Annotated in this window: 17 protein-coding genes; 13 read left to right on the plus strand and 4 right to left on the minus strand. The window is 39.9% G+C overall.

Annotated features, from left to right (window positions below; translation table 11 throughout):
- Positions 1-194 precede the first annotated feature (194 nt).
- From C9J12_RS05985 to C9J12_RS06015, 7 genes are all read left to right on the plus strand, one after another.
- The gene (locus C9J12_RS05985; protein ID WP_107241886.1) at positions 195-1,178 is read left to right on the plus strand and encodes a response regulator; all 984 of its coding nucleotides are present in this window, start codon (positions 195-197) and stop codon (positions 1,176-1,178) included.
- The gene (locus tag C9J12_RS05990) at positions 1,175-2,155 is read left to right on the plus strand and encodes a sensor domain-containing diguanylate cyclase (protein WP_107241887.1); all 981 of its coding nucleotides are present in this window, start codon (positions 1,175-1,177) and stop codon (positions 2,153-2,155) included. The genes C9J12_RS05985 and C9J12_RS05990 overlap by 4 nt, the downstream gene beginning before the upstream one ends.
- Positions 2,156-2,236: 81 nt before the next feature.
- Positions 2,237-2,581, plus strand: a complete 345-nt coding sequence (locus tag C9J12_RS05995; RefSeq protein ID WP_107241888.1) for a DUF3802 family protein — start codon at positions 2,237-2,239, stop codon at positions 2,579-2,581.
- A 300-nt stretch (positions 2,582-2,881) separates the two neighbouring features.
- The gene (locus tag C9J12_RS06000) at positions 2,882-4,927 is read left to right on the plus strand and encodes a methyl-accepting chemotaxis protein (RefSeq protein ID WP_107241889.1); all 2,046 of its coding nucleotides are present in this window, start codon (positions 2,882-2,884) and stop codon (positions 4,925-4,927) included.
- 136 nt (positions 4,928-5,063) lie between these two features.
- On the plus strand, positions 5,064-5,783 hold the full coding sequence (locus tag C9J12_RS06005) for a tRNA-uridine aminocarboxypropyltransferase (protein ID WP_107241890.1): 720 nt from the start codon (positions 5,064-5,066) through the stop codon (positions 5,781-5,783).
- A 397-nt stretch (positions 5,784-6,180) separates the two neighbouring features.
- Complete coding sequence (gene nagK, locus C9J12_RS06010; RefSeq protein ID WP_107241891.1) at positions 6,181-7,092, plus strand: N-acetylglucosamine kinase; 912 nt, start codon at positions 6,181-6,183, stop codon at positions 7,090-7,092.
- Between the two features lie 206 nt (positions 7,093-7,298).
- Complete coding sequence (locus tag C9J12_RS06015) at positions 7,299-8,567, plus strand: DEAD/DEAH box helicase (RefSeq protein WP_107241892.1); 1,269 nt, start codon at positions 7,299-7,301, stop codon at positions 8,565-8,567.
- A 315-nt stretch (positions 8,568-8,882) separates the two neighbouring features.
- On the opposite strand, the gene C9J12_RS06020 is transcribed toward C9J12_RS06015, so the two are convergent.
- Positions 8,883-9,659, minus strand: a complete 777-nt coding sequence (locus tag C9J12_RS06020) for a hypothetical protein (protein ID WP_107241893.1) — start codon at positions 9,657-9,659, stop codon at positions 8,883-8,885.
- 643 nt (positions 9,660-10,302) lie between these two features.
- Positions 10,303-11,136 (minus strand): posphoenolpyruvate synthetase regulatory kinase/phosphorylase PpsR, encoded by an 834-nt coding sequence (gene ppsR / locus C9J12_RS06025; RefSeq protein WP_107241894.1) that lies wholly within the window; start codon positions 11,134-11,136, stop codon positions 10,303-10,305.
- Between the two features lie 184 nt (positions 11,137-11,320).
- Here ppsR and ppsA point away from each other — a divergent pair, with 184 nt between their 5' ends.
- Positions 11,321-13,684 (plus strand): phosphoenolpyruvate synthase, encoded by a 2,364-nt coding sequence (ppsA, locus tag C9J12_RS06030; protein ID WP_107241895.1) that lies wholly within the window; start codon positions 11,321-11,323, stop codon positions 13,682-13,684.
- Positions 13,685-13,770: 86 nt separating this feature from the next.
- Here the strand turns inward: ppsA and C9J12_RS06035 are convergent, their stop codons facing one another.
- Both C9J12_RS06035 and C9J12_RS06040 read right to left on the minus strand, forming a co-directional pair.
- The gene (locus tag C9J12_RS06035) at positions 13,771-14,220 is read right to left on the minus strand and encodes a tellurite resistance TerB family protein (RefSeq protein ID WP_107241896.1); all 450 of its coding nucleotides are present in this window, start codon (positions 14,218-14,220) and stop codon (positions 13,771-13,773) included.
- Between the two features lie 249 nt (positions 14,221-14,469).
- Positions 14,470-15,354 carry an AraC family transcriptional regulator gene (locus C9J12_RS06040; protein ID WP_011218469.1) on the minus strand — a complete coding sequence of 295 codons (885 nt, stop codon included), beginning with the start codon at positions 15,352-15,354 and terminating at the stop codon, positions 14,470-14,472.
- A gap of 163 nt (positions 15,355-15,517) precedes the next feature.
- Here C9J12_RS06040 and C9J12_RS06045 point away from each other — a divergent pair, with 163 nt between their 5' ends.
- The 5 genes from C9J12_RS06045 (at position 15,518) to C9J12_RS06070 (ending at position 24,626) form a co-directional block, all read left to right on the plus strand.
- A complete protein-coding gene (locus tag C9J12_RS06045; RefSeq protein WP_107241897.1) occupies positions 15,518-16,927 on the plus strand; it encodes an MATE family efflux transporter in 1,410 nt (469 codons plus the stop codon).
- A 300-nt stretch (positions 16,928-17,227) separates the two neighbouring features.
- The gene (hrpA, locus tag C9J12_RS06050) at positions 17,228-21,109 is read left to right on the plus strand and encodes an ATP-dependent RNA helicase HrpA (RefSeq protein ID WP_265416141.1); all 3,882 of its coding nucleotides are present in this window, start codon (positions 17,228-17,230) and stop codon (positions 21,107-21,109) included.
- Positions 21,110-21,367: 258 nt separating this feature from the next.
- Complete coding sequence (locus C9J12_RS06055; protein ID WP_107241899.1) at positions 21,368-23,611, plus strand: peptidase U32 family protein; 2,244 nt, start codon at positions 21,368-21,370, stop codon at positions 23,609-23,611.
- A gap of 233 nt (positions 23,612-23,844) precedes the next feature.
- Positions 23,845-24,303: a cupredoxin domain-containing protein gene (locus tag C9J12_RS06065; RefSeq protein ID WP_107241901.1), complete on the plus strand. Its 459-nt coding sequence runs from the start codon at positions 23,845-23,847 to the stop codon at positions 24,301-24,303.
- A gap of 32 nt (positions 24,304-24,335) precedes the next feature.
- Positions 24,336-24,626, plus strand: coding sequence for a hypothetical protein (locus tag C9J12_RS06070; RefSeq protein WP_107241902.1), 291 nt, complete (start codon positions 24,336-24,338; stop codon positions 24,624-24,626).
- Positions 24,627-24,727: the final 101 nt, after the last annotated feature.

Genomic DNA, 24,727 nt, shown 5'->3' on the forward strand with positions numbered 1-24,727 from the left:
ACAAAAAATGAACAAATAAGGCTAAAAAATGTGACCTTTACTCATGATAACAATATCAGTAACAACTTATAAAGGTTCAAAAGAGGATCCGTATCACTTATTCAATAATTTTCATACAGTGGCATTATGAATGCCCAGTCAAATGCTTATTATATATGTATTGTGAAAAAGTTAAATTGGGACACATTATATAAGTGGCTAAGTCTAAGCGTATTTTAATTTGTGATGATTCACCGATTGTACATAAAGCACTCACTCGCTTGCTACCTGACAGTGATTTTTTGACGCTTCATTTTGCAGAAAATGGTAGAGCGGGTTTAGAGTGCTTGAGCCAGTACGATATTGATGTTTTATTCTTAGACTTAACGATGCCCGTGATGGACGGTTTTGGTGTATTAAAATCATTACCAGTGCGTGACTTTGACACAAAAGTAGTGGTTGTATCGGCAGATGTTCAACAACAAGCAATTGAGCGCTGCTTCTCTTTAGGGGCGCACCATTTTTTAAGTAAACCCTTTGACTCTAAAGACTTTAAAACATTGTTAACCAGTTTAGACCTTAGCGTAGAAAGTCACTCGCCTCTGCAAAATGAAACATTAGTGAATAGTGAGTCTGATTACGTAAACACGTTCAAAGAAGTCGCGAATATTGCTCTTGGGCGTGGGGCTGCCATTATTTCAGATCACTTTGGTGAATTCATCAAAATGCCTTTGCCCAACGTTGCTCATATGGATGCTGGTGAGTTGGCGATGGCTATTACCGATATTAAAAATACAGACGATACCATTGCTATTGCGCAACGATTCGTTGGTGGTGGTATTAACGGTGAAGCGTTAGTGTGTTTACGCGGCGATGATATTGGTGTTTTTGGTGAAAAGCTGGGGTTTAGCCAGATGGATGAACACAAAAATGAAATCGTGATTGATACTGCGAATCTGATGGTGTCATCTTTCCTTGTGGCATTGTCTGAGCAAATGAATATACCTTTCTCTGTTCGCCAGCCTATTGTATTAGAAGAATATATGAGCTGGGGGGATGGCGAAAATAGTACATTAGAATTATTTACCATCGAATATACTTACCAAGCTGAATCGTTAGATTTGGAATGTGATGTGCTGTTTTTGATGGATAGTGGATCAACTCAGGTCATCAAAAAAATAATGGGCACTTTACATTGAATGAAATCACGTTAGCAGACTTCCACCTGACTATGCAGGTGATGGATAATATCGATGTGGGTGTCGTTATTATTGATAAACACTACAACGTAATGGCATGGAATACGTTCATGCAGGCTTATAGTGGTATAAGTTCTGACGATATCATGGGGCGAAATCTTTTTGATGTGTTAGATGATTTACCAGAAGAGTGGCTGAAGAATAAGATTGAATCGACATTTAAGTTAGGTATGCGTTCGTTCACGTCATGGGAAGATCGACCTTCTATCTTTAATTTTTCAAACTTTAGCCCGATCTCAGGTGGATCGGAGCTCATGTATCAAAACCTCATACTCACGCCATTGAAATCACTTCATGGTGACTTTTCGCATGTTTGTTTGTCTGTGACTGATGTATCTGATATTGCGAAAAACAAAACACATTTACGAGAATCAAATAAGCAACTTACTCACTTAAGTATGACGGATAGGCTAACACAACTGTATAACCGTGGTCATTGGGAGACTTGCCTCGCTGAAGAGTTTGAGCGTTGCCGACAAACACAGACACCATCGACTTTAGTTATGTTTGATATTGACCACTTTAAGAAAGTAAATGATACCTTTGGGCATGTTGCTGGTGATGGCGTTATCCGTATTGTATCTAACGTATTACGCCGTACCAAGCGTCAGAGTGATATTGCTGGTCGGTATGGTGGTGAAGAGTTTGGTGTCATTCTGCCGTATACGTCATCTGATATGGGGCAGTATTTTACAGAGCGTCTACGTCAGCGAATAGAGCAGGCTAGGGTGAATGTTGATGTACGTTCAATCAATGTGACAATCAGTTTAGGTGTGTGTGAGTGGTACCCAGAACTGCGTAATTATGAACAATGGTTAGAGCATGCAGATAAGGCATTATATATTTCTAAGCAATCTGGACGTAATCAAAGCACAGTATTTGAAGCCTTAGTTGAGCAAGAAAAAGATACCGCTTAACAGAGTCTTGAGGTAGAGCATTGTTTTTCTACTGATTACCCTTACAATTAAGCTAATTATAAATAGCATTAAAGTAGTTATATGGTTGTTGAATCTGAAGGTTATCACGCACTGATTGAATATTTTACTGAACACCTTGCATTGTTTGAAAAGGCAAGTGAAGATGTCTGTAAAGAAACTGTTGAAGATGTTGTAACAGACATGATTGCGACAAATCTAATGGTTGTTTTTTCGCAAAATCCTGATTTAGAAGCAGACTTTCGCTTTAAATTAATGCAAGAAGCTGATGCTGTCGTTGCTGACCTAAGTGAAGTATTAGCGGGGGCTTGGCTTAGATCCCCTACGGTTGAGCAGATCTCGTTTCTTGAAGATTATATTGGTTTAGTTAAAAACTTATTTGATAGTGCAATCAGTCAGAGAAAGTAGTTTTCCTACGTCTACAGTTAACTGAGTATCTAGGCTGAATACTAAGCGACTATTGTCGCTTTTTTTATAAGTGAATTTCTGACCACCTCCAACCCCTGATTGATTTTAATAACCTTGATTTTTATGACCTTGATATCATTGATTTTAATAACCTTAATAAAATTATAATATGAAATATTTTTGTCATATTTTCTGTGTAAATTGATGGTTTAACAGCATTGGGCTCAAAATCACATTTTAGTCGTTTCGATAAATAGTGGTTTTTCTAATGCTGGCGATTAGTTTATCAAGGAAGTAAAGATGATGCGGGTTCGACAACAAAAAGAACGTTTCTCAGTAGTAAAAAGTATTCAGATTGTTTTATTGTTATTAGTGGGAATTGGTTGTCTATTAACCTTTTATGGCAATAGAGGCTTAAATAATATTTCTCATGAGTTTGATGTGCTTAGTCAACAAGCGTTGCCCGTATCTATTAATAACTCAGCAATTGTTCAACGCTCTTTAGAAGCATCAAAAAGTATCTCTGATATTATTAATAGTCAAACTATTGAAACGTTAGATACTGCTTACCTTTCATTTCAAACCCAGCAAGAAAACATTCATCAATCTATTAATACCTTAGAGTATATAGCTAAAACATCTCAAATTTCTTGGCTACAAAATGACATTCAACAACTTAAAACTGAAGTTGATGCTATCGAACTTTTAGCTGATGAAACCTACCTTGCTCAACAGCAGATTATGATCACAAAAGCTCAGGTCGAAGCAGACAAAGCAATGATGAACTATGCAGTTTCCTCTGTACGTTCTGAGATGAGTCGGCTGAGTATCGGCCTATATGGTCATAACCCTGATGCGATGAACAATGCGACTAACTTTATTAATCATTCTTTAGAAATGGCCAGTAATCTCATTGCTTTGTTGCTTGAATCAAATGTAGATAAAGCGAAAAAAATGGCCCGAAGCTTAAAAAGCTCGAATATGTCAGGCATGGAATACGCATGGTATGAGCTAAAATTGGTAGATAAAAGTATTGATGATTTTTCTAGCTTAACGGTTCCATTTCAGATGGTGAAAGATTTATATAACCAAGATGGCATCGTACAAAAACATCTCAACGTCCTTCAATTAATGCAAGAGCAAGCGGTTAAAACAAATAAGATTCAACAACAGATTAATTCGACAATGACGTTACTTGGTAATGTAACAAAAGGTGCTGATGCACTTGTTGAAGAAGGGCAAAAAGGTGTGTTAGTGGCGAGTGATAACGCTCGAATGATCTTTATGACATTAAGTGGCATAGGATTGTTAGTAGCACTTATTTCTGGTATTTGGATTAGCCGCATTGTTCGTGGCTCAATTCAGCAAATTGATTGCACTGTTAAAGCGATGAGCGAAGGAAATTTAACAGTAGAAGCCAATACTGATGCACCTCAAGAATTTTCGCAGTTGGCGAGAATGTTGAACGAATCGAATAGTAATAACTGTAATGCGTTAATCAAGTTGACTGAAAACAGCCAAAGTTTAAATCGAGCTGCTGATCGGAGCCAATCGGCTTCATCGCAATCAAGAGAAGCCCTGCACCAACAAAGTTCTGAATTGGCTACAGTCGCTTCAGCAATTACAGAGTTAGAGGCGTCAATTAAAGACATAGCTCAAAGTACCGTAGAGTCAGAATCGGAATCAGAGCAAGCTTACCAATTGGCTTTGAATGGTGTAAAGGTGATAGACCGTAGCACTAGAGGATTAATGGCACTAGAAGAGCAGTTTGTTATTAATGAACAACGTATGGTTGAGCTGGATAATTATGTAAATAAGATTACCGAAGTGGTCGAACTTATTAGTTCGATTGCAAATAATACGAATTTATTAGCTTTGAATGCAGCCATTGAAGCAGCCCGCGCTGGCGAGCAAGGTCGTGGGTTTGCCGTTGTTGCTGATGAAGTACGAAAACTTGCCAGTGAAACGAATTTGCAAACTGAATCTATTCGCCAAACGATCACTGATTTACATAAAGCGGCTGAAGATGCAAATGATGCAATGGTGGTTAGTCGACAAGAAATGACATCTTCGATTGAACTCAGCGGCGATGTACAAACATCTATTCATCAAATCCAAGAAATGATTGGATCAATTAACGATAAAGTCATCAGAATTTCAGCAGCTACTCAGCAACAAGAAGATGCGTCGATCGAAGTCGGTCGTAGTATTGAACAGGTTGCGAGCCGTGCTCAAATAAACAATCAACAGTTAGATACATTGGTTGATGAAGCGAATAGGGTTGCTAATATAGCACACCAGCAACAAGCGATGCTTATGCGTTATCAATTAGTAAAAGCGCAATAATAGCGAACGATTATTGTATAACGGCTAATAACATGCAGCTTGATCAGTAAAATAGCGTATTGAGCGGGTTTTATTAACACCGACTGCCCAAATTATGTAGAATGCACGCGTTTTCTCGAATCAGGTAAAAGCCGCCATGCGCATTCATGCTGTACATACGCTATATGAAGAACGACTTGCTCGTTCCACCCGTCCTTTTAAAGCGCGAGGTTCTAAAGTCGAACGTTGCCGCCAGTGTATGCTGCGTAAGCACCTGTGTATTTGTAGTCTTAAACCTATAATTCAATCAAACGCTGCGTTTTTATTGGTCATGTTTGATGATGAAATATTAAAGCCAAGTAATACTGGGCGCTTAATTGCTGATTTATTTGAAGATACGTTTGCATATATTTGGTCTCGTACAGAGCCTAATCAAGACATGCTCACCTTGTTAGATGACCCACAGTGGCAGCCTTATGTCGTTTTTCCTGCTGAATATGCAGAACCTGAGCGTGTTGCTGAACACATTGAGCTTGAGGATGGAAAACGTCCGCTATTTATCATGCTCGATGGTAGTTGGTCTGAAGCGAAAAAAATGTTCCGTCGTAGTCCTTATCTGGATCGTTTTCCTATTTTATCAATTAACCCTGATAAACCGTCACGTTATAGAATGCGTGAAGCATCAAAAGAAAATCAATTGGGTACGGCTGAGGTAGCAGCTCGCATTATTGATTTATTTGGTGAAGGTAATAACGCTGACATGCTTGATTTGTGGTTTGACGTTTTCCGTGAAAGTTACATGACGGGTAAAATGAACCGTTTGTTGCCCGATGAGTCTGCAATTAAGCGACTAGAAAGTCATGTAGCGGCAATTTAAATCTATAGTAGCGATGAAGAAAGGGCATTCTTCATCGTCTTTTTTATATCATTAACATTCCTTGTCAACATACCTAAGAGCCTTTAAATTTCAGGGCATAGAGTGAACTCAACGTGTCGACTTCAAGGTAACTTGGGTATAAATATGCAATTTTCTGCTGTTTCTTTCAGCAATCGCGATCATCTCCATAAAAGTGGCATACTAAATTAGTGTTCCGTCACAGTCTGTAGGCGTAGAAGTATGGATAATTTTATCTGCAACGCATTCTGGTAACAGCGTTATAAATCTATAGCTATTTCGTTCAATAATATGGGTATGTTATTGAACGAAATAGTTGCACATTTAGTAGCACTAAATAATTTGATAATCACTTTTGATTTATTTTAGGGAGATCAGGATGTACTACGGCTTTGATGTAGGCGGTACTAAAATTGAATTTGGTGCGTTTAATGAAAAACTTGAGCGAGTAGCCACAGAGCGTGTAGCAACACCTGGGGATGATTACGATAAGCTGGTTGACACCATCGTTGGTATTATTCAAAAAGCAGATAATGATTTAGGTTGTGAAGGCTTAGTTGGTATTGGTTTGCCGGGTATGGAAGATGCCCGCGATGGTTCTGTATTAACGTCGAATATTCCTGCGGCAAAAGGGCGTTTCTTACGTAAAGATCTAGAAGCCAAATTAGGTCGTACCGTTACTATTGATAATGATGCAAACTGTTTTGCCTTATCTGAAGCATGGGATGAGTCACTTCAAGGTGAAAAATCAGTACTAGGTTTAATCTTAGGAACGGGGTTTGGTGGCGGTTTAGTGTTTGATGGGCAAGTATTCTCTGGCATGAACCACGTAGCAGGGGAGCTTGGTCATACGCGTATGCCAATTGACGCTTGGTTCAGTCTTGGCGAAAAAGCACCGTTATTCACATGTGGCTGTGATAACAAGGGGTGTATCGACAATTACCTATCAGGTCGTGGTTTTGAGCAATTATATGCGCATTATTATGGCGAAAATCTGAAGGCAATCGAGATCATTAAATTACATGCTACTGGCGAAGAAAAAGCAGTAGAACATGTTGATCGCTTCATGGAAATGTTGGCGATCTGTTTAGCAAATATCTTCACAGGTTTAGATCCACATGTTGTTGTACTTGGCGGTGGCTTATCTAACTTCGAATTGCTGTACCAAGAATTGCCAAAACGAATAGCTAAGCATTTATTATCAGTGGCACAAGTGCCTAAAATTGTGAAAGCAAAACACGGTGATGCTGGTGGCGTACGTGGTGCTGCATTCTTGAATATCAAAAAATAAACATCCATTAACGTAATCACGTAGCAATATTATTAAGCACCGCATGTCGGTGCTTTATTGTATTTGAAGCGTATGTGTATATACCCAATCTACCTCAAGTATAAACCCATCTGTTTTATAAAGTGATTTGTTATATCTGGGGTTTGTATAACAGAGTAGGTCTGTTAGAATCCGCGCTCTTTACCGTTTGTTTGTAGGAATACACCATGTCATTTCAAGCTTTAGGCCTGAATACTCAGCTAGTTGATACTGTTACAGAACTAGGCTTTAAAACACCAACACCCATTCAAGAACAAGCCATTCCTCAAGTATTGGCTGGTGATGATATTATGGCTGGTGCACAAACAGGAACCGGTAAAACAGCAGCATTCGGCCTACCGATGATTCAACGATTACTGGCGAGTCAGCAATCAGAACACGACGAAGGTTATATAAAAAAGCCTGAGGCAATCCGTGCTTTAGTCTTAACGCCAACCCGTGAACTTGCCCAACAAGTGCACGATAGTATTTTGGCATACAGTAAAAATACATCGATTAAGGTGGCCGTTGCCTATGGCGGCACCAGTATGGGAGTTCAGGTAAAAGCATTGAAGTCGGGTGTTGATATTTTGATTGCCACGCCAGGTCGATTATTGGATCATGCTTTTACGGGTACTGTCGATTTATCTAAGATTGAGTGCTTAGTATTAGATGAAGCTGATCGTATGCTAGATATGGGTTTTGTCGTTGATATTAAACGCATCATGCAGCGCATGCCTAGAAAACGTCAAACGTTACTTTTTTCTGCAACATTTTCTAATCAAGTCAAAAAATTAGCTTACGATATTTTAGCTGATCCCAAGCTAATTGAAGTTACACCAGAAAATATTGCTGCCGAAAGTGTCACGCAAATGGTGTATCCAGTTGATAAACACCGTAAGCGTGAATTACTGTCTTACCTTATTGGTTCTCGAAATTGGAATCAGGTTTTAATCTTTACTAAAACAAAGCAAGGTTCAGATGAATTAGCAAAAGAGCTGATTCTTGATGGTATTAAAGCGGTTTCAATTAATGGTGATAAAAGCCAAGGTGCACGTCAACGTGCATTAAGTGACTTTAAAGAAGGTAAAGTACGCGCGATGGTTGCTACTGACGTTGCAGCACGAGGTTTAGATATTGAACAGCTAGGCTATGTTGTTAACTTCGATTTACCCTTTCAAGCTGAAGATTATGTTCACCGTATTGGTCGTACTGGTCGTGCAGGTTTAACGGGCAGTGCTATTTCATTAATGAGTATTGATGAAGAATGGGCTCTGCGTGCAATTGAAGAATTATTAGATACACGCCTACCTCAAGAGTGGCTGGAAGGGTACGAACCAGATCCAACCATTAAAGCGCAAGATAACCGTCGTTCTAGCTCTACGTCTGAAAAACGCCGTATAAAAGCAAAATCTAAAATACATAAAAATCGCGGGCGTAATCAAACTAAGCGTTAATCAATAAATACTAACTCTTTACTTATGGGTAAAGAAAGCCCCAGCATATTCAAAGAATAATACTGGGGCGACATTACCACCGCTGCCTACTTTATTTGTCGTAATAGAATTAATATTATTACTGTTGTTTCTATTTTTCATATCAGTAATTATTGATTTTCTATTCCCCAAAATGTGTGCAATAACATTGCAAAACACATATAGAAAACCACATTAATTTATTACGTATGTAGTTGTAGGCTATCCCTGCGTTATAAAGTGTTGCTAATATAGCGCTTTTTTAGTTTATTTTACCCCAAGTTATCGTTTTACTTTTTATTGTTTTTCTTCTGCTGCAAGCAGCAGGTCTTCCCCATCAGTTATCAGTAAATAAGATTTACTGATATCCAAATTACATAAATCTACAGATTGAGCTCCAAAAAATAAGTCACTATTACAAGATTGAATTGTGAGATGTTTTGTTATGGTTCCTTTTGTGGCAACAATGGTTTGTAAGTCATTGAGATTAGTATTTATTACCTGAGTATCTGATTGGCTAAAAACACGTACTCTATACGTAGAATTCACGGCTGATGGCTGTCGTTTTAAAGCCGTTAGCATCAAATTATCTTGGAGTTTGCCACCATCTCGCCATGCAATTGCCCACCATTTATCGGTGTCTTCTATGGTAGTAGACTTTAATTCAGCTTGTTGTGTTTGACTGTTGGTATCTTGTATACCGAGGCTGGCTCTTATAGAATCTGTTTTTGTCCATTCGAAGCTTTTACTCGTAATTTCATTATTATTGTTAGTAAGAGCTCTATTATTTGGGTCAAAAAGTAGTGATGTACTGGTACTACTATTTACAAAATAATCCATTGAGTCTAATGACGTATTTACAAATTGCACGTTAGCACTACGCGTACGATTAAGGTCAGCAATGTTTGGATCTATCTCTGCTACCGCTTGTACTTCTTCAATAACAGCCTCTATTGCATCGTCACCGCTTGAGCCTCCGCAACCAATAAGAGAAAAAGAAAGACAAATACTAAGTGCATACCTAAACATGTTAGCAACCTCTTTTATTATTATTCCTGACCACGAAATAAGCATATTTCAATTCTTAGTGTTTTTTTGATGAATATATGCAGTAAAGGTGAACTAATGTTAAGTCATTAATAAATAAATGAATTCATTCTCTTAAATATGAGAATTTTATTATCAAAGCTAAAAAATAGGACTTATTAGTGTCAATTAATCGTTTTTAAATCATATTTTCGACAATGAAGCTGTCGCATAAGACTGTATACCCAAGCTACCTCAATATGCAGGATTCAGAGTGATCTCAGCGTGTTTAATTCAAGGAAAATGTGTGTAGGAATGGCATTCCCTTTCAAACACATTTGACACAGAAGTAGATACGCTGAATCACTCCCGAAGGGCGAGTTTTGTTGGGCTCAATGCGGTGTTACTTATTTTCAACGTAGAACGACTAGGTCTATAAACAAGTGCCTTTCCTAGTGCCCAACAAATTCTCGCTGAAACGAGCATATTGAGGTAACTTGGGTATAGATATCACATGAATTTTTCTGATTAGATCACTCTGAATTCTGCATCTTGAGGCCTTTGAGTGTATACCCATGTTACCTCAAGGTGCTGACTTTGCATCTTGAAGGATCAAGGTATAGAACCTTTACCCTTGATGATTTTTAATCACAAAAGATAAAGGTTATTTTTTAAAGATAAATATCTTTTATTAGCACATTTTCCGTTTTAAACCACTAATGTCGAGTAGTCGGGTGGCGATTTCTTCTACTGAAAGAGATGATGTATTTAAGTAGGGTATCGCTTCCCGTCTAAACATTCCTTCAACTTTATGCAGTTCTTTTTCACACTGCTCTAAGCTCGCATAATCGCTGTTGGCGTAGCGTTCATTTCGTATTGCGACTAGGCGTTCGATGTCAATGGTTAGCCCATAGGTTTTAAAGCGATAAGGCTCTATGGCAGCAGGCAGTTTAAGGCTTGTCATATCTTCGGCGATGAAGGGATAGTTCACTGCTCTTATGCCAAATTGCATCGCAAGATACAGGCTTGTTGGGGTTTTTCCGCAACGTGATACTCCCAATAAAATCACATCGGCTTGGTCAAGATTATTCAGTGAAATTCCATCATCATGCGCGAGGGTGTATTCAATAGCTGCAATGCGATCTTGATAGCTAGCGGCATCCTTGTTAATACTATGTGAACGTTGTAACTGAGGCTCTGGTTCAAGCTGCAAATCGTGCTTTAAAGGCTCGACTAGCACATTTAAGACGTCGTAGAAATGAGCGTTACTTTGTTCAATGATAACCTTCACGTCAGGTATAACGATTGAATAGAAGACTAATGGCTTGATGCCTGTCCTTTCATGGGATTGATTTACAAGTGTTTTTACCTGTTCTGCACGTTCATTTGTTTCAATGAAAGGGTGCGTTGTTTGGTGTGTTTCTATTGGAAATTGCCCTAAAACGGCATGTCCAAGTGTTTCAGAAGTGATCGCTGTACCGTCAGAAACGTAAAACACATCACGAAAATTGGATTTGCGCTGCATAAAAAGTTGAATCCTTCAAATAATTCTGTAACGTTCACTGTATAAATACTTATAACAATAACTTTACAGGGTATAGACATCAGCCCGACCATTGTGACGCAGTATTTTTTTAACTGCCAATGCAATCGTTTCCGTTGAGATCTTGCCCACATTTAAGCTAAATCCAAAAGCAAGGAGATTCGTCGTGCAACAGAATGTAGTTTGGTACGATGCTTTATCAATGAATGACGTTGATAAAGTGGGTGGAAAAAATGCTTCGCTGGGTGAGATGGTAGCCAATCTTGCAAATGCAGGTGTGAAAGTTCCAAATGGATATGCGACAACCTCGCATGCTTTTAATCAATTTCTGGAAGCTGGCGGATTAAACAAGCGTATTTATCAACTATTAGAAGAACTTGATGTTGATGATGTGAATGCGTTAAAAGTTGCTGGTGAAACCATTCGCAACTGGGTATTGGACGCTGAATTTCCGGCTGACTTAGAGCAGGATATTCGAGCATGTTATGCTGAACTTGGTAACGGTGACGACATGTTGTCTGTTGCTGTTCGTTCATCTGCAACTGCTGAAGATTTACCTGATGCTTCGTTTGCCGGTCAGCAAGAAACATTTCTAAATGTGCGCGGAATCGATGCCGTTATTGAAGCAACAAAGCATGTATTCGCTTCGTTGTTTAATGACCGTGCTATTTCATACCGTGTTCACCAAGGGTTTGATCATGAAGGTGTTGCATTGTCTGCTGGTATTCAGCGTATGGTACGTTCAGACAAAGCTTCTTCGGGGGTAATGTTTACCCTTGATACCGAGTCTGGCTTTGATCAGGTGGTATTTATTACCTCATCATGGGGCTTAGGTGAAATGGTTGTGCAGGGGGCTGTTAACCCAGATGAATTCTACGTTCATAAGCCAACACTTGAAGCTGGTAATCATGCCGTTGTGCGTCGTACCATTGGTTCTAAACAAATCAAAATGGTTTACGCCGAGGGTAAAGAGCTAGGTACACAAGTTGATGTGATTGATACAACTGAAGAAGAACGTCAGCAATTTTCGTTAACTGATGATGAAATTACATCTTTAGCAAAACAAGCGCTGATTATCGAAAAACATTACGGTCGCCCGATGGATATCGAATGGGCCAAAGATGGTATTACTGGTGAATTACTGATTGTTCAGGCGCGTCCTGAAACAGTACGTTCTCGTGATGACCAACAAGTGATGGAACGCTTTCATCTAAATGCTCAAGCTTCGGCAATCATTGAAGGCCGTGCTATTGGTCAGCGTATTGGTGTTGGTGCTGTTCGTGTTGTTGCTGATTTAAGTGAGATGGATCAGGTTCAACCGGGTGATGTATTGGTTGCAGACATGACAGACCCAGATTGGGAACCTGTGATGAAAAAAGCATCCGCTATTGTCACTAATCGAGGCGGGCGTACATGTCACGCGGCTATCATTGCACGTGAACTAGGTATACCTGCGGTTGTTGGTTGTGGTAATGCAACATCAATTTTAAGCACTGGTCAGCATGTCACTGTATCTTGTGCGCAAGGCGAAACTGGCTTTGTGTATGAAGGTGAACTTGATTTTGAAATTCGTCGTTCATCAGTGACTGATCTACCAGATCTTCCTCTTAAAGTCATGATGAATGTGGGCAACCCAGATCGTGCATTTGATTTTGCTTGTATTCCAAATGAAGGTGTAGGGCTAGCTCGACTAGAGTTCATCATTAACAAGATGATCGGTATTCACCCGAAAGCTTTGCTTAACTACGATGAACAATCTGACGAGATTAAAGCTGAAATCGATAAGCGCATTGTGGGTTACGATAACCCTGTTGAATTCTACATCGAGAAGTTAACGGAAGGTATTTCAACGCTTGCTGCAGCATTTTGGCCCAAACGCGTTATTGTGCGTATGTCTGATTTTAAGTCGAATGAATACCGCAACTTAGTAGGGGGCATTAACTATGAGCCGACGGAGGAAAACCCAATGTTAGGCTTCCGTGGTGCTTCTCGTTATATTTCGCCACAGTTCCAAGATTGTTTTGCACTTGAATGTGAAGCAATGAAGCGCGTTCGTGAAAAGATGGGCTTAAAAAATGTAGAAATCATGATCCCATTTGTACGTACAGTGAGTGAAGCTGCATCGGTTATCGATTTGCTGGCTAAATTCGATCTTCGTCGTGGTGAAAATGGTCTGAAAGTGATTATGATGTGTGAGTTGCCGTCGAATGCGATTCTAGCGGATGATTTCTTGAAGTATTTTGATGGCTTCTCGATTGGCTCAAACGATATGACTCAGTTAACGCTTGGTCTTGACCGAGATTCTGGCGAAATTGCGCACATGTTTGATGAGCGAAATCCAGCAGTAAAAGCGATGTTGTCTATGGCCATTAAAGCTGCCAATAAAGCCGGTAAATATGTCGGTATTTGTGGTCAAGGACCATCAGATCACGATGATCTGGCAGATTGGTTGATGGAGCAGGGCATTGACTCCGTATCTTTAAACCCAGACACCGTACTCGAAACATGGGTACACTTGGGTAAAAAGTAAGTCTGAATAGAAATTATGTTTATTTAAAGCCTGCATTTGCAGGCTTTTTTTATATCATGTGTCCCGTTTTGAAATGTGTATGTTGATTACCCATTTTTTGCTGACAATTTTGCGCGAATAAACTCTGAATGGTCAAGGTAAATTAACTCTGCCACTTGACGGATCACTGCTTCTTCCATGGGTTCGATAATTCCGTCGGCATAGGCGACTTGCCACATCGCTTCAATAAGCTGAAAGCGTTCTTCTGGTATAAGTTCACGTAGTTTCGTTGTAAATTCATATAAAGAAACAGATTTTTCACTTCTTACCATTGCTTCTGCGAGTAAATCTATAGCTCTTCTTTCATCTATATCGAGTAGTTTAATCAGCAGCTGTACTTTGGCTGCTTCTTCTCTAGGATCTACTTGGTGATCAGCATTGGCAACCTCACACAATAAAGAGGCCATCGCTAAATTCATTGTTGGGGTATCAATAGCACCGCCATCGCTGCCTTCATGCATGACTTGGCGAAATAAAGTGCGTAACTGTTTGAACATAATGTGCCTCTTACTCTACGTATTAATTTGTCGCTTTATTACTAACTATGGTTTGTTTGGTAATAAATCAAGGTTTCAATAGGAATGAATCCACTCTAACTCCCTTGCTCATAAAGGTTATGACAACACTCATCGCACACTGTTCCATTAAAATACAGTTCTATAAATAACGTTTATACCCAAGTCATCTCAAGATGTTCGTATCGACGAGAATTTATTGGGCTCTAGGCGAGGTGGCTTGGGTATATGCTAATACTTAAAGCGTTGCCTAAATTCTCTAGGGGTAAGAGAGCTCCATTTTTTAAAACGAGTGCTGAAATTGGCAGGGTTTGGATACCCGCTTGATTCACTAATATGTTGTATTGGCCATTCAGTCGCACTTAATAGACGAGCAGCATATTCCATCCGTAATCGTGTTAAATGCGCAATAGGGCTATGGCAATAATATTGTTGGCACAAGCGGTGAAAGTGAGGCTCAGAACAAGGGTGCAATGCCGCTAGTTCAGCCACGCTCCACTGGCGATGAAGTTGTTCTTTAGCGCGATCAAACACTTTTTCTAATCGTTGTAACGAGATAGGCATAGATGTCGGTAAACGATTAGTTACTAATAAGCGTATTTGTTCAACTAGATTATCTCCTAGCTGGTTACCAACAGGATAGGGTAACGACATCGATTGATGTAAGCAGTCTATGGTTTTACGCAGCATATCAGCACATTGCGTTTTGCTGTATGTGACTTCGTTAGGCATTGTTTTTGCCCACTCGCCATTATCACTTAACATTACCCACGCTATATCCCATGTATTTTCATTTTCAGCGTCTAATGTTTCGTTATCAGCATCTTTTTCTTTTTGGGTTATCCCAAATCCATTCGCAGAACCAGGCGGAACATGAATAACGCTACCGCTTTCCAGTGTCCATTTTCGCACGGGTGTTTCTAGCCAACCTTCACCGCAACAAGTAAATAGCAACATATGCATATTGGGGTTACGACGGTATACCGTAAAACTCTGGCGTGCGTAGTTTACGCCGCACTGCACGATTTGGTGTTTCTCTAAAGCCATAAGCTGACCTTGATCGATCGTTGTCGTGCGGCATTGATCCGATATTTCATAGTACTCAGGCCAACTCATGTTTTCTCCTTTCTGTTTTTATCTTGTTTTGATATTAATTAATAATCGTATAAAAATATCATTTGATAGTTTGGCAAAGGTTGTTGAGAAGATAGCATAAGTCGTTATTTACCTTTAGGCGTATGATCCACCTCACATAAGCAAACATTAGAAGGGGGCAAAAATGCAAAATTGGAAAGCGGCAGCGGATAAAGAATTTTGGCAGAAAACATGGCGATTGGCGATACCGGTTTCGATGCAGTCGATGCTTTTTGCCATCTTGGGTTTGGTCGATGTAATGATGGTTTCAACTCTTGGTGAATCGCAGGTTGCAGCTGTTGGTGTCGGTAATCGAATATTCTTCTTTAACTTATTGGTCATTGTTGGTGTGAGCGGTGCTGTAGGCATACTAGCGGCACAGTATTTTGGTGCAGGAAGAATGGATGGTGTGCGTCGTACACTATTGCAATCTTGGGTTTGTGCCATTGTTTTGACAATACCTTTTGCGATTTTGTTTCGTTTAGCACCTGAAAGTATCGTCAGTGTTATTACAAATGATCCAACCTTTGTTGAGCACGCAACGATGTATTTGTTTGTATGTGGTTGGAGCATCATATTTACCGCCATTGTTGTGCCTCTAGAATCTGCATTACGTTCGATAGGTGTCGCTAAAATGCCTACTGTCGTTGGGCTGATTGCGGTACTCATTAATGCCGCGCTAAACGCACTATTGATATTCGGTTTATATGGGTTTCCTGAGATGGGTGTTGCAGGTGCTGCATTAGGTACAACAATATCGCGCGGTATCCAAACTGTTATTTTATTGGCTGTCACATATTGGAAGTATAATGAGATTTTGCCAAAAGTATCAGATGTTGAAGCTGCAGTAACGGTAAAAGCGCGAAAAAAGTATCTTTCTGTTGCACTGCCGATGGTGATCCATGACGGTGGTTGGGCAATGGGAATATTGGTTTACAACTACATAATCGGGCAGCTTGGCGTGACTGAACTAGCAATCATCAGTTTATTATCACCGATAGAAGGAGTGCTAATATCTGGGTTTATTGGTTTTGCTGTAGCCGCATCAACCATACTTGGCCATGAGCTAGGGGCTGAAAATTACCAACGTGCATGGCACCAATCATGGTGGTTTATTGGTTTAAGTGCGACGTTAGCGATGATTGTTGGTGCGACGGTATTAATATTTCATAACAGCATTGGTGATTTATTCGCAAAAGCGGGTACGCCTAATTTGGATATGGCCGTGAATGTTACGTTAGTGTTAGCGCTTGGTTTATGCCTAAAAGTGTTCAACATGGTCGGCATTGGTGGTGTTTTACGTAGTGGCGGCGATATTCGCTACAGTATTTTTATTGATCTGTTCGCACAATGGGCAATTGGTATTCCTCTTGCGATAATCACGGGTATTGTACTGGGATGGCCGTTGCACTGGGTGATGCTTGCCATTTTGACGGAAGAGGTGGTTAAAGTGTTCTTGACCACGCACCGCATAAAAGGACGTCGGTGGTTAACGAATTTGATTAATGACAATGACGACGCACCGATTAATGAAAAAGAGTGCCTTGTAGCCTAGGGTGTGTTGCCGTAAAAAATCAATGTGAAACATTTAAAGCAGAATTTGGTCCACAGTATGCTTATGCGTGTACTGGCGGTATTGAATTCTGCTTTTTACTGTTTGTATTTTGATGTTAATCACAGTTCAGAATCAGCTTTAAATATGTGGTAGAATCACGCCCGTTTTTATAGATATACCCAAACGTCTTCAACGCTCGCCTAAATCTGCGATTTGAGGTGGTTTGGATATACTTTATTATTTTAAAATTGAAAGTCAGGAATTCCTTTGAGTCTGTCTAATACTCCTCAATCAGACGTTTTGAATAATGAAAAAACGCTGAAAGCCGCCATTAAAGATTGCATGATTCGCGATCGTTTTCGTTTGCACAAACGTGTGCAAGGTGCGGCAAGAATTAAGAATGAAAAAGCAAAGCACGTTGTATTTGATGAAATTGCGCTAGATATTGCGAAATCAATGCAAACGGTTGAGCTGCGTAGAACAAATCGACCTACGATTAAATATCCAGAATTACTGCCTGTTAGCCAAAGAAAAGATGACATTGCAGAAGCAATAAAACACAACCAAGTTGTGATTGTGGCGGGTGAAACAGGGTCGGGTAAAACCACGCAGTTACCAAAGATCTGTATGGAATTAGGCCGTGGCACCCACGGTATGATTGGTCACACTCAGCCTCGTCGTCTTGCTGCACGTACTGTTGCAACGCGTATTGCTGAAGAGATGGAGTGCGAATTAGGTTCGTACGTTGGTTATAAAGTCCGATTTAATGACCAAGTATCTGATCGCAGCCAAGTCAAATTGATGACAGACGGTATTTTACTGGCTGAAATTCAAAATGACCGTTTCTTAAGTCAGTACGACACCATAATTATCGATGAAGCGCACGAACGTAGCCTTAACATCGATTTCATTATGGGTTACTTGCGTGAATTATTACCCAAACGACCTGATCTAAAAGTTGTGATTACATCGGCAACGATCGATCCTGAACGTTTTTCAAAGCATTTCAATAATGCACCTATCATTGAAGTGACTGGGCGTACTTATCCGGTAGAAACTCGCTACCGTCCCGTGTCTGAAGACGGTGATGATAACGATCGTGATCAGCTACAAGCTATTTTCGATGCTGTCGATGAGCTATGCGATGAAGGTTCTGGTGATATCCTGATCTTCATGAATGGTGAGCGTGAAATTCGTGATACGGCAGATGCCCTAGAAAAACGTAATTTGCGTAATACCGAAGTACTTCCTTTGTATGCGCGCTTGTCTGCTAATGAACAGAACCGTGTATTCCAATCACACAGTGGTCGCCGTGTTGTTTTGTCGACTAACGTTGCGGAAACATCGTTAACGGTACCTGGCATTAAATATGTTATCGACCCTGGTACTGCACGTATTAGCCGATACAGCTACCGAACTAAAGTACAGCGTCTACCGATTGAAGCGATTTCACAAGCAAGTGCTAATCAGCGTAAAGGCCGATGTGGTCGTGTTCAAGAAGGTATCTGTGTTCGCTTATATTCAGAAGACGATTTCTTATCTCGCCCTGAATTTACCGACCCTGAAATTCTACGTACGAACTTAGCATCCGTTATCTTGCAAATGACGGCAATTGGCTTGGGCGATATTCACGCCTTTCCGTTTGTAGAAGCGCCAGATAATCGCAACATTCAAGATGGTTTACGCCTACTTGAAGAGTTAGGTGCGATTAATCTTAAAGCGACTGATCCCCGTAAGCGTTTATCGCCAATGGGTCGTCAGTTAGCAAGGTTACCGCTTGATCCTCGCCTTGCACGTATGGTGTTAGAAGCGCCTAAACTGGGTTCATTGCGCGAAGTGATGGTTATCGCGTGTGCATTGTCGATTCAAGACCCACGTGAAAGACCGTCAGAGAAAAAACAAGCTTCTGACGAAAAGCATAATCGCTTTGCGGATAAAGATTCTGATTTCATCGCATTTGTTAATTTATGGAATTACGTTCAAGAGCAGCAAAAAGAGCTGTCTGGTAATCAATTCCGTAAACAATGTAAGAAAGACTACCTGAACTATTTGCGTATTCGTGAATGGCAAGATATTTACTACCAAGTGAGTCAGGTAGTGAAAGAACTCGATTTGAAAATTAATAGCCAAGAAGCAAGCTACGACAGTATTCACCAGTCATTATTGGCAGGTATGCTTTCTCATATTGGTATTAAAGATCAGGAAAAGAACGAATATCAAGGTGCACGAAATGCGCGCTTTAATATTTTTCCGGGGTCTGGCATTTTCAAGAAACAGCCTAAGTGGGTGATGGTTGCTGAATTGGTTGAAACATCAAAGCTGTGGGGGCGTATTGCCGCTAAAATTCAGCCAGAGTGGGTTGAACCATTAGCACAGCATTTGTTGAAGCGTAGCTATAGCGAACCGCATTGGGAAAAGAAACAAGCTGCTGTATTCGCGTTTGAAAAAATCATGATGTACGGCATTGCTATTGTTGCAAAGCGTAAAGTAAATTACGGCAATATTGATGCGCAAGTATCGCGTGAAATTTTCATTCGTTCGGCGTTAGTTGAAGGTGATTGGGAAACGAAGCATAAGTTTTATCATCAAAACCGACGACTATTGCGCGAAGTGGAAGAGCTAGAACACAAATCTCGTCGTCGTGATATTTTGATCGATGATGACGAATTATTTGAATTCTACGATCAACGTGTTGAGCACACTGTGGTATCGGGGAGTTTCTTCGATAGCTGGTGGAAGAAAGCATCAAAAGAAGACAGTAACCTGCTTAACTTTGAACGTGAAATGTTGTTCAGAGGCGATGCGAGCCATATTACTGATTTGGATTACCCTAACTTTTGGCATCAAGGCAACTTGAAACTGAAGTTAAGCTACCAGTTTGAACCAGGTGAAGATAGTGACGGTGTAACGGTGCATGTGCCGCTACCGATACTGAACCAAGTAGAACCCGATAACTTTGATTGGCAAATACCGGGTCTTCGTCATGAATTGGTTGTGTCATTAATTAAATCATTACCCAAGCCGATTCGTCGCAACTTTGTGCCTGCACCTAATTATGCAGATGCTTTTCTTTCACGTGCAGAAGCGATGTCGATGCCATTGCTGGATGCGTTAGAGAAAGAATTAAAGCGTATTACGGGTGTCACAATATTGCGTGAAGACTGGAAAGCCGAGCAAGTTTCAGATCACTTGAAGATTACGTACCGTGTGGTTGACCACAAGAATCGTAAGCTGAAAGAAAGCAAAGACTTATACAGTTTAAAAGATGGCTTGAAAGAGCAAGTTCAAGAAACATTGTCGCAAGTTGCTGATGATGATATTGAACAAGAAGGCTTAAAAACATGGAGCTTTGGCGCATTACCTGAATGCTATCAGCAAAAACGGGGTGGCTTTGAGGTTAAAGCGTTCCCTGCATTGGTTGATAACAAAGATTCTGTGGGTATCAAGTTATTTGAAACGGAAGAAGAGCAGCGAATGGCAATGACTCAAGGTCAGCGTCGTTTGGTTCTGTTGAACGTGCCTTCGCCTATTAAATATTTACACTCGAATTTGCCAAATAAATCGAAATTGGGTTTATATTTCAACCCATATGGTCGTGTGATGGATCTTATTGACGACTGTATTGCCTGCGGTGTTGATAAACTTATTCAACAGAAGGGCGGTTTGATTTGGGAACCAGAGCAATTTGCACAAACCAAAGAATACGTTCGTGCAGAACTTGGCGATACGGTTGTTGATGTTGCGCAGCAAGTTGAAGCTATTTTGACGACAGCGTTTAGCATTAACAAGCGCTTAAAAGGTCGTGTTGATTTATCTATGGCATTTGCACTGTCTGATATTAAGGCACAGGTTGAAGGCCTGATCTTTAAAGGCTTTGCAACAGAATGTGGATGGCAGAGATTGCCTGATATTCTGCGGTACATGAAGGCGATTGAACGTCGAATGGAAAAACTCCCCATCGACCCTAATAAAGATCGTGTTCAAATCTTGAAGATTGATTCAGTAATGAGCGATTACAAAGAATTACTGAATAAAATTCCGAAAGGGCAAGCCGTACCAGAAAAAGTGAAAGAGATCCGTTGGATGGTCGAAGAACTTCGCGTGAGTTTCTTTGCTCAACAACTGGGTACGCCTTACCCTGTTTCAGATAAGCGTGTACGCAATGCGATTAACGACTGTTAATCAATAATGATGAGCCTTTCCGTATTTAGGACGGAAAGGTTTACTTATTCAGCAACCCTATATTACTGAATAATCATATAAATAAATTTTAACCTGCTACTTGTATTTCTTGTAAAATCGGCCGAGTTTACGGTTATCCGATATCATTATAATAATGATCTGGGTCAATAAAAGCCGATTTTATAGCTATGAAAACAGGATGCAGGTAGAATTGCCGTGAAAAAATATAATCTAACAATTTAAGTGAGCTTTGTCGTAATGAGTAGAAAAATTGAATTATTGGCACCGGGTGGTGATGTAGAAGCAATTAAAGCCGCGATTGTTGCTGGTGCTAATGCCGTCTACTGTGGCTTAGATATGTTTAATGCCCGTAACCGAGCGTCCAATCTTTCATTTGATGAATTAAGTGGCGTTTTACGACTTGCTCACCAATACGGCTGCGAGGTTTTCTTAACCCTTAACGTTGTTATCTTAGAGCATGAAATTCCAAGTTTAGTAAAGCTACTGAATAAACTGGTTAATAGCGGCATTGACGGTATTATCGTTCAGGACCTAGGCATATTTAACCTAGTGAAAAAGCATTTTCCTAACCTTGATGTTCACGCTTCAACGCAGTTAACTACTCATAACGAAGGTCAAATTTTATTCCTAAGTAAAGTGGGCGCAACACGCGCTAACTTATCGCGTGAATTGAACCTTGGCGAAGTAAAATCGTTAACAGCACTAGCACATGAACACGATATATTAACTGAAGTTTTCGTACACGGTTCATTGTGTATTGCCTTCTCTGGTCAATGTTACTCAAGCTCAGTCAGTGTGGGTAATTCGGGTAACCGTGGTCGTTGTAGCCAAGCATGTCGTGATGAATACGAAATTACAGCTGCTGGTAACAAATTCCCTCTTAACCTAAAAGATAACTCAGCGTACTTTGATTTACCTGAATTGGTTGATGCAGGTGTCGATTCGTTAAAGGTCGAAGGCCGTATTAAGGGTGCACATTACGTGTACACAGTTGTTGATACCTGGCGCAAGCATATCAATAACTTTGTAGAAACAGGTTTAATACTAGAAGATGACTCAAATCTTCATAAGGTATTTAACCGTGATTTCACCAACTCATTCTTAAAAGGTAATCTGGCGAAAGACATGTTTATCGATAACCCACGTGATAACAGCGTGAATTATGCTATCGATAAAAACAACGCTATTTCTGTTGTTCAGATTGAAGATGTTAAGAAAGATTTATACGAATCTAAAAATGCCATTGGTGCAACATTAGAAGATAAAATCAAGTTCCTTGATATTTCAAAGCCAACATTAACAATCGATTTTACTGCAAAGCTAGACGAACCGTTAACGGTTAGCGTTACAACGGGCAATAAGACGTTTGTGGTTACATCTGATTCATCATTGCGCGTAGCAGATCAGATTTCGATGTCTTCAGAAACTATCGAAAAGCGTTTTAGAAGTTTTAATAATGCCGATTTCAACCTAGAGCGTTTAGGCTTTGATAATTTTGATGAGAACTTAACGATTCCATTTAAAGAGCTTACTGCACTAAAAAATGAAGTCGCGTTTTTATTGAATGATTCTGTCGAAGTGATTAAGCATGTAGAGGTTGCTGCTTTACCACAACATCCAAAAGTAGAAGAAAAACCAACATTGTCGATTCTGATCGCTAATGAGAAAGATCTTCACCTTTGTGATGAAACAGATGCTGATATTTACTTCAAACTACCAGAAAGCTTTAAAAAGAACTGTAAAAAGTACATCAACATCTTCTTAAATAATCCACGTTTGATTCCTTGGTTCCCTGCGGTATTAATTGGTAAAGATTACTTAGAAGCCGTGAAAGTACTAGAAGAAGTGAAGCCAAAGCGTATTGTGAGTAACAATACTGGTATCGCTTATAAAGCTTTTGAACTGAATATTGATTGGGTCGCGGGGCCATTCTTAAACACCACTAACTCTCATGCTCTAGTTACCATGAAAGAAGAACTTAACTGTTCTGGTGCATTTATTTCGAATGAAATTAACCGTGGCCAGATCCGACACATTAAGCGTCCTGAAAACTTTAAGTTATTCTACAGCATCTATCATCCGATTTTGATGATGACTAGCCGTCAGTGTTTCTTCCAACAAACGGTAGGTTGTAATAAACCAGCAATTGAAGATGGCTGTATGCTTCGATGTGAAAAAGCGACCACCATTACGAATGTTAAGGGGATCTCTTTTGCGGTTGATAAGCAAAAAGGTGGCTACCCAAGCATCTATAACGATGAGCAGTTCTTAAATATTGATGTAGTAAATGATCTTTCAGGTTTATTCGACGAATTCTTTATTGATTTAACAAACATTGGTTCAGGCTCTAAAGAAGAGTTGGATAAATCGCAGTTAGTTAAGCATTTTGAAAATATTTTGAACGGTGTTGAAGAATCAAAAGTTGAACTAGCCAACATGGTAACAGTATCGACTAATGCTCAGTATGCACAGGGTTTATAATCTAGCGTGACCTGACTGTGAAGTAACGATACAGGCAAGTTCAATACAGAAAGTAGGGTGGTTGAGTGAATTCTCAGTCACCCTTTTTTTATACGCGCTATACCTTCCTTCTTCCACAATTATTAAACCGATTTTGCAATCAGCACCTAAAATAAGGAATAGGTTTTCAATAACCATGCTATTACCAAGTGTAATGCGTGCATATTTTTACCTACTTACTGAGGAGAAGCATCATGCAATATCGATCGTTAGGCGTAATTTCAGCTGTATTGATCAGTTTAGTGTGTACAGGAAGTGTCCTTGCCGCAGGTGATATGACAAAGCAAGAGCCTATTGAAATGAAAGTTTCATTAGGTAATGACAAGAATGCCATGCGTTTTTTCCCTGATAAACTTGAATTCGAAACCGGTAAACTCTACAAGCTCATTTTGCATAATGAAGGGAAAGAGAAGCACTACTTTAGTTCCGAAGGCTTGGCTCAGGCTGTATTTACACGTAAAACGCAAGTGGTGAGTGCTGAAGGCAAAGTAATTGCAGAGATAAAAGGAACCGTGCGAGAGATTGAAGTTTATCCCGGTGGTACTGCTGAATGGTGGTTCGTACCTGTGAAAGCGACAGAAATTAAAGACCTTAAATGTACTATCAAAGGGCATGCAGAGGCGGGAATGACAGGATCAATCACGATTAAATAGAAAATCATGATTAATGAAGTAAAGGTGGGGTTATGATAAAGGTCTTTATTAAACATAAGGTAGAGAATGCATCAAAATGGAGAGTTGCCTTTGATGATTTTTTAACACAAAGACAATCTGCAGGGGAATTATCGTATAGCGTCGGGCATGTTCCAAATGAACTGAATGTTATTTGTTTAATATTTGAATGGGATACGGTTGATAATGCCAGTGTGTTTTTAAAGTCTCAGGAATTAAAAGAGGCAATGCAGGCAGCAACGGTAATAGAAGAGCCGGAAATATTTATTTTTGAGGTGACTTCAGAAGGGAGAACGAATGCCTAATACATTTTAAATGTGAAAAATAGTATTTTAGGTAAGAGGTTTGGCGTGTTATTGACTATTAATGGTAGATTTTAACAAGGAAAAACCCGAACCGAAGTCCG

The organism is Photobacterium frigidiphilum (genome assembly GCF_003025615.1).
GTDB classification, from domain to species: domain Bacteria; phylum Pseudomonadota; class Gammaproteobacteria; order Enterobacterales; family Vibrionaceae; genus Photobacterium; species Photobacterium frigidiphilum.

Bases quoted from the DNA above. Each gene is read 5' to 3' on its own strand.
- C9J12_RS06000 (WP_107241889.1), top strand. From the start codon at position 2,882: ATGATGCGGGTTCGACAACAAAAAGAACGTTTCTCAGTAGTAAAAAGT.
- C9J12_RS06070 (WP_107241902.1), top strand. From the start codon at position 24,336: ATGATAAAGGTCTTTATTAAACATAAGGTAGAGAATGCATCAAAATGG.
- C9J12_RS06065 (WP_107241901.1), top strand. From the start codon at position 23,845: ATGCAATATCGATCGTTAGGCGTAATTTCAGCTGTATTGATCAGTTTA.
- C9J12_RS06020 (WP_107241893.1), bottom strand. From the start codon at position 9,659: ATGCTTATTTCGTGGTCAGGAATAATAATAAAAGAGGTTGCTAACATG.
- C9J12_RS06015 (WP_107241892.1), top strand. From the start codon at position 7,299: ATGTCATTTCAAGCTTTAGGCCTGAATACTCAGCTAGTTGATACTGTT.
- ppsR (WP_107241894.1), bottom strand. From the start codon at position 11,136: ATGCAGCGCAAATCCAATTTTCGTGATGTGTTTTACGTTTCTGACGGT.
- C9J12_RS06040 (WP_011218469.1), bottom strand. From the start codon at position 15,354: ATGAGTTGGCCTGAGTACTATGAAATATCGGATCAATGCCGCACGACA.
- C9J12_RS06045 (WP_107241897.1), top strand. From the start codon at position 15,518: ATGCAAAATTGGAAAGCGGCAGCGGATAAAGAATTTTGGCAGAAAACA.
- C9J12_RS06035 (WP_107241896.1), bottom strand. From the start codon at position 14,220: ATGTTCAAACAGTTACGCACTTTATTTCGCCAAGTCATGCATGAAGGC.
- C9J12_RS05995 (WP_107241888.1), top strand. From the start codon at position 2,237: ATGGTTGTTGAATCTGAAGGTTATCACGCACTGATTGAATATTTTACT.
- nagK (WP_107241891.1), top strand. From the start codon at position 6,181: ATGTACTACGGCTTTGATGTAGGCGGTACTAAAATTGAATTTGGTGCG.
- C9J12_RS06055 (WP_107241899.1), top strand. From the start codon at position 21,368: ATGAGTAGAAAAATTGAATTATTGGCACCGGGTGGTGATGTAGAAGCA.
- C9J12_RS06005 (WP_107241890.1), top strand. From the start codon at position 5,064: ATGCGCATTCATGCTGTACATACGCTATATGAAGAACGACTTGCTCGT.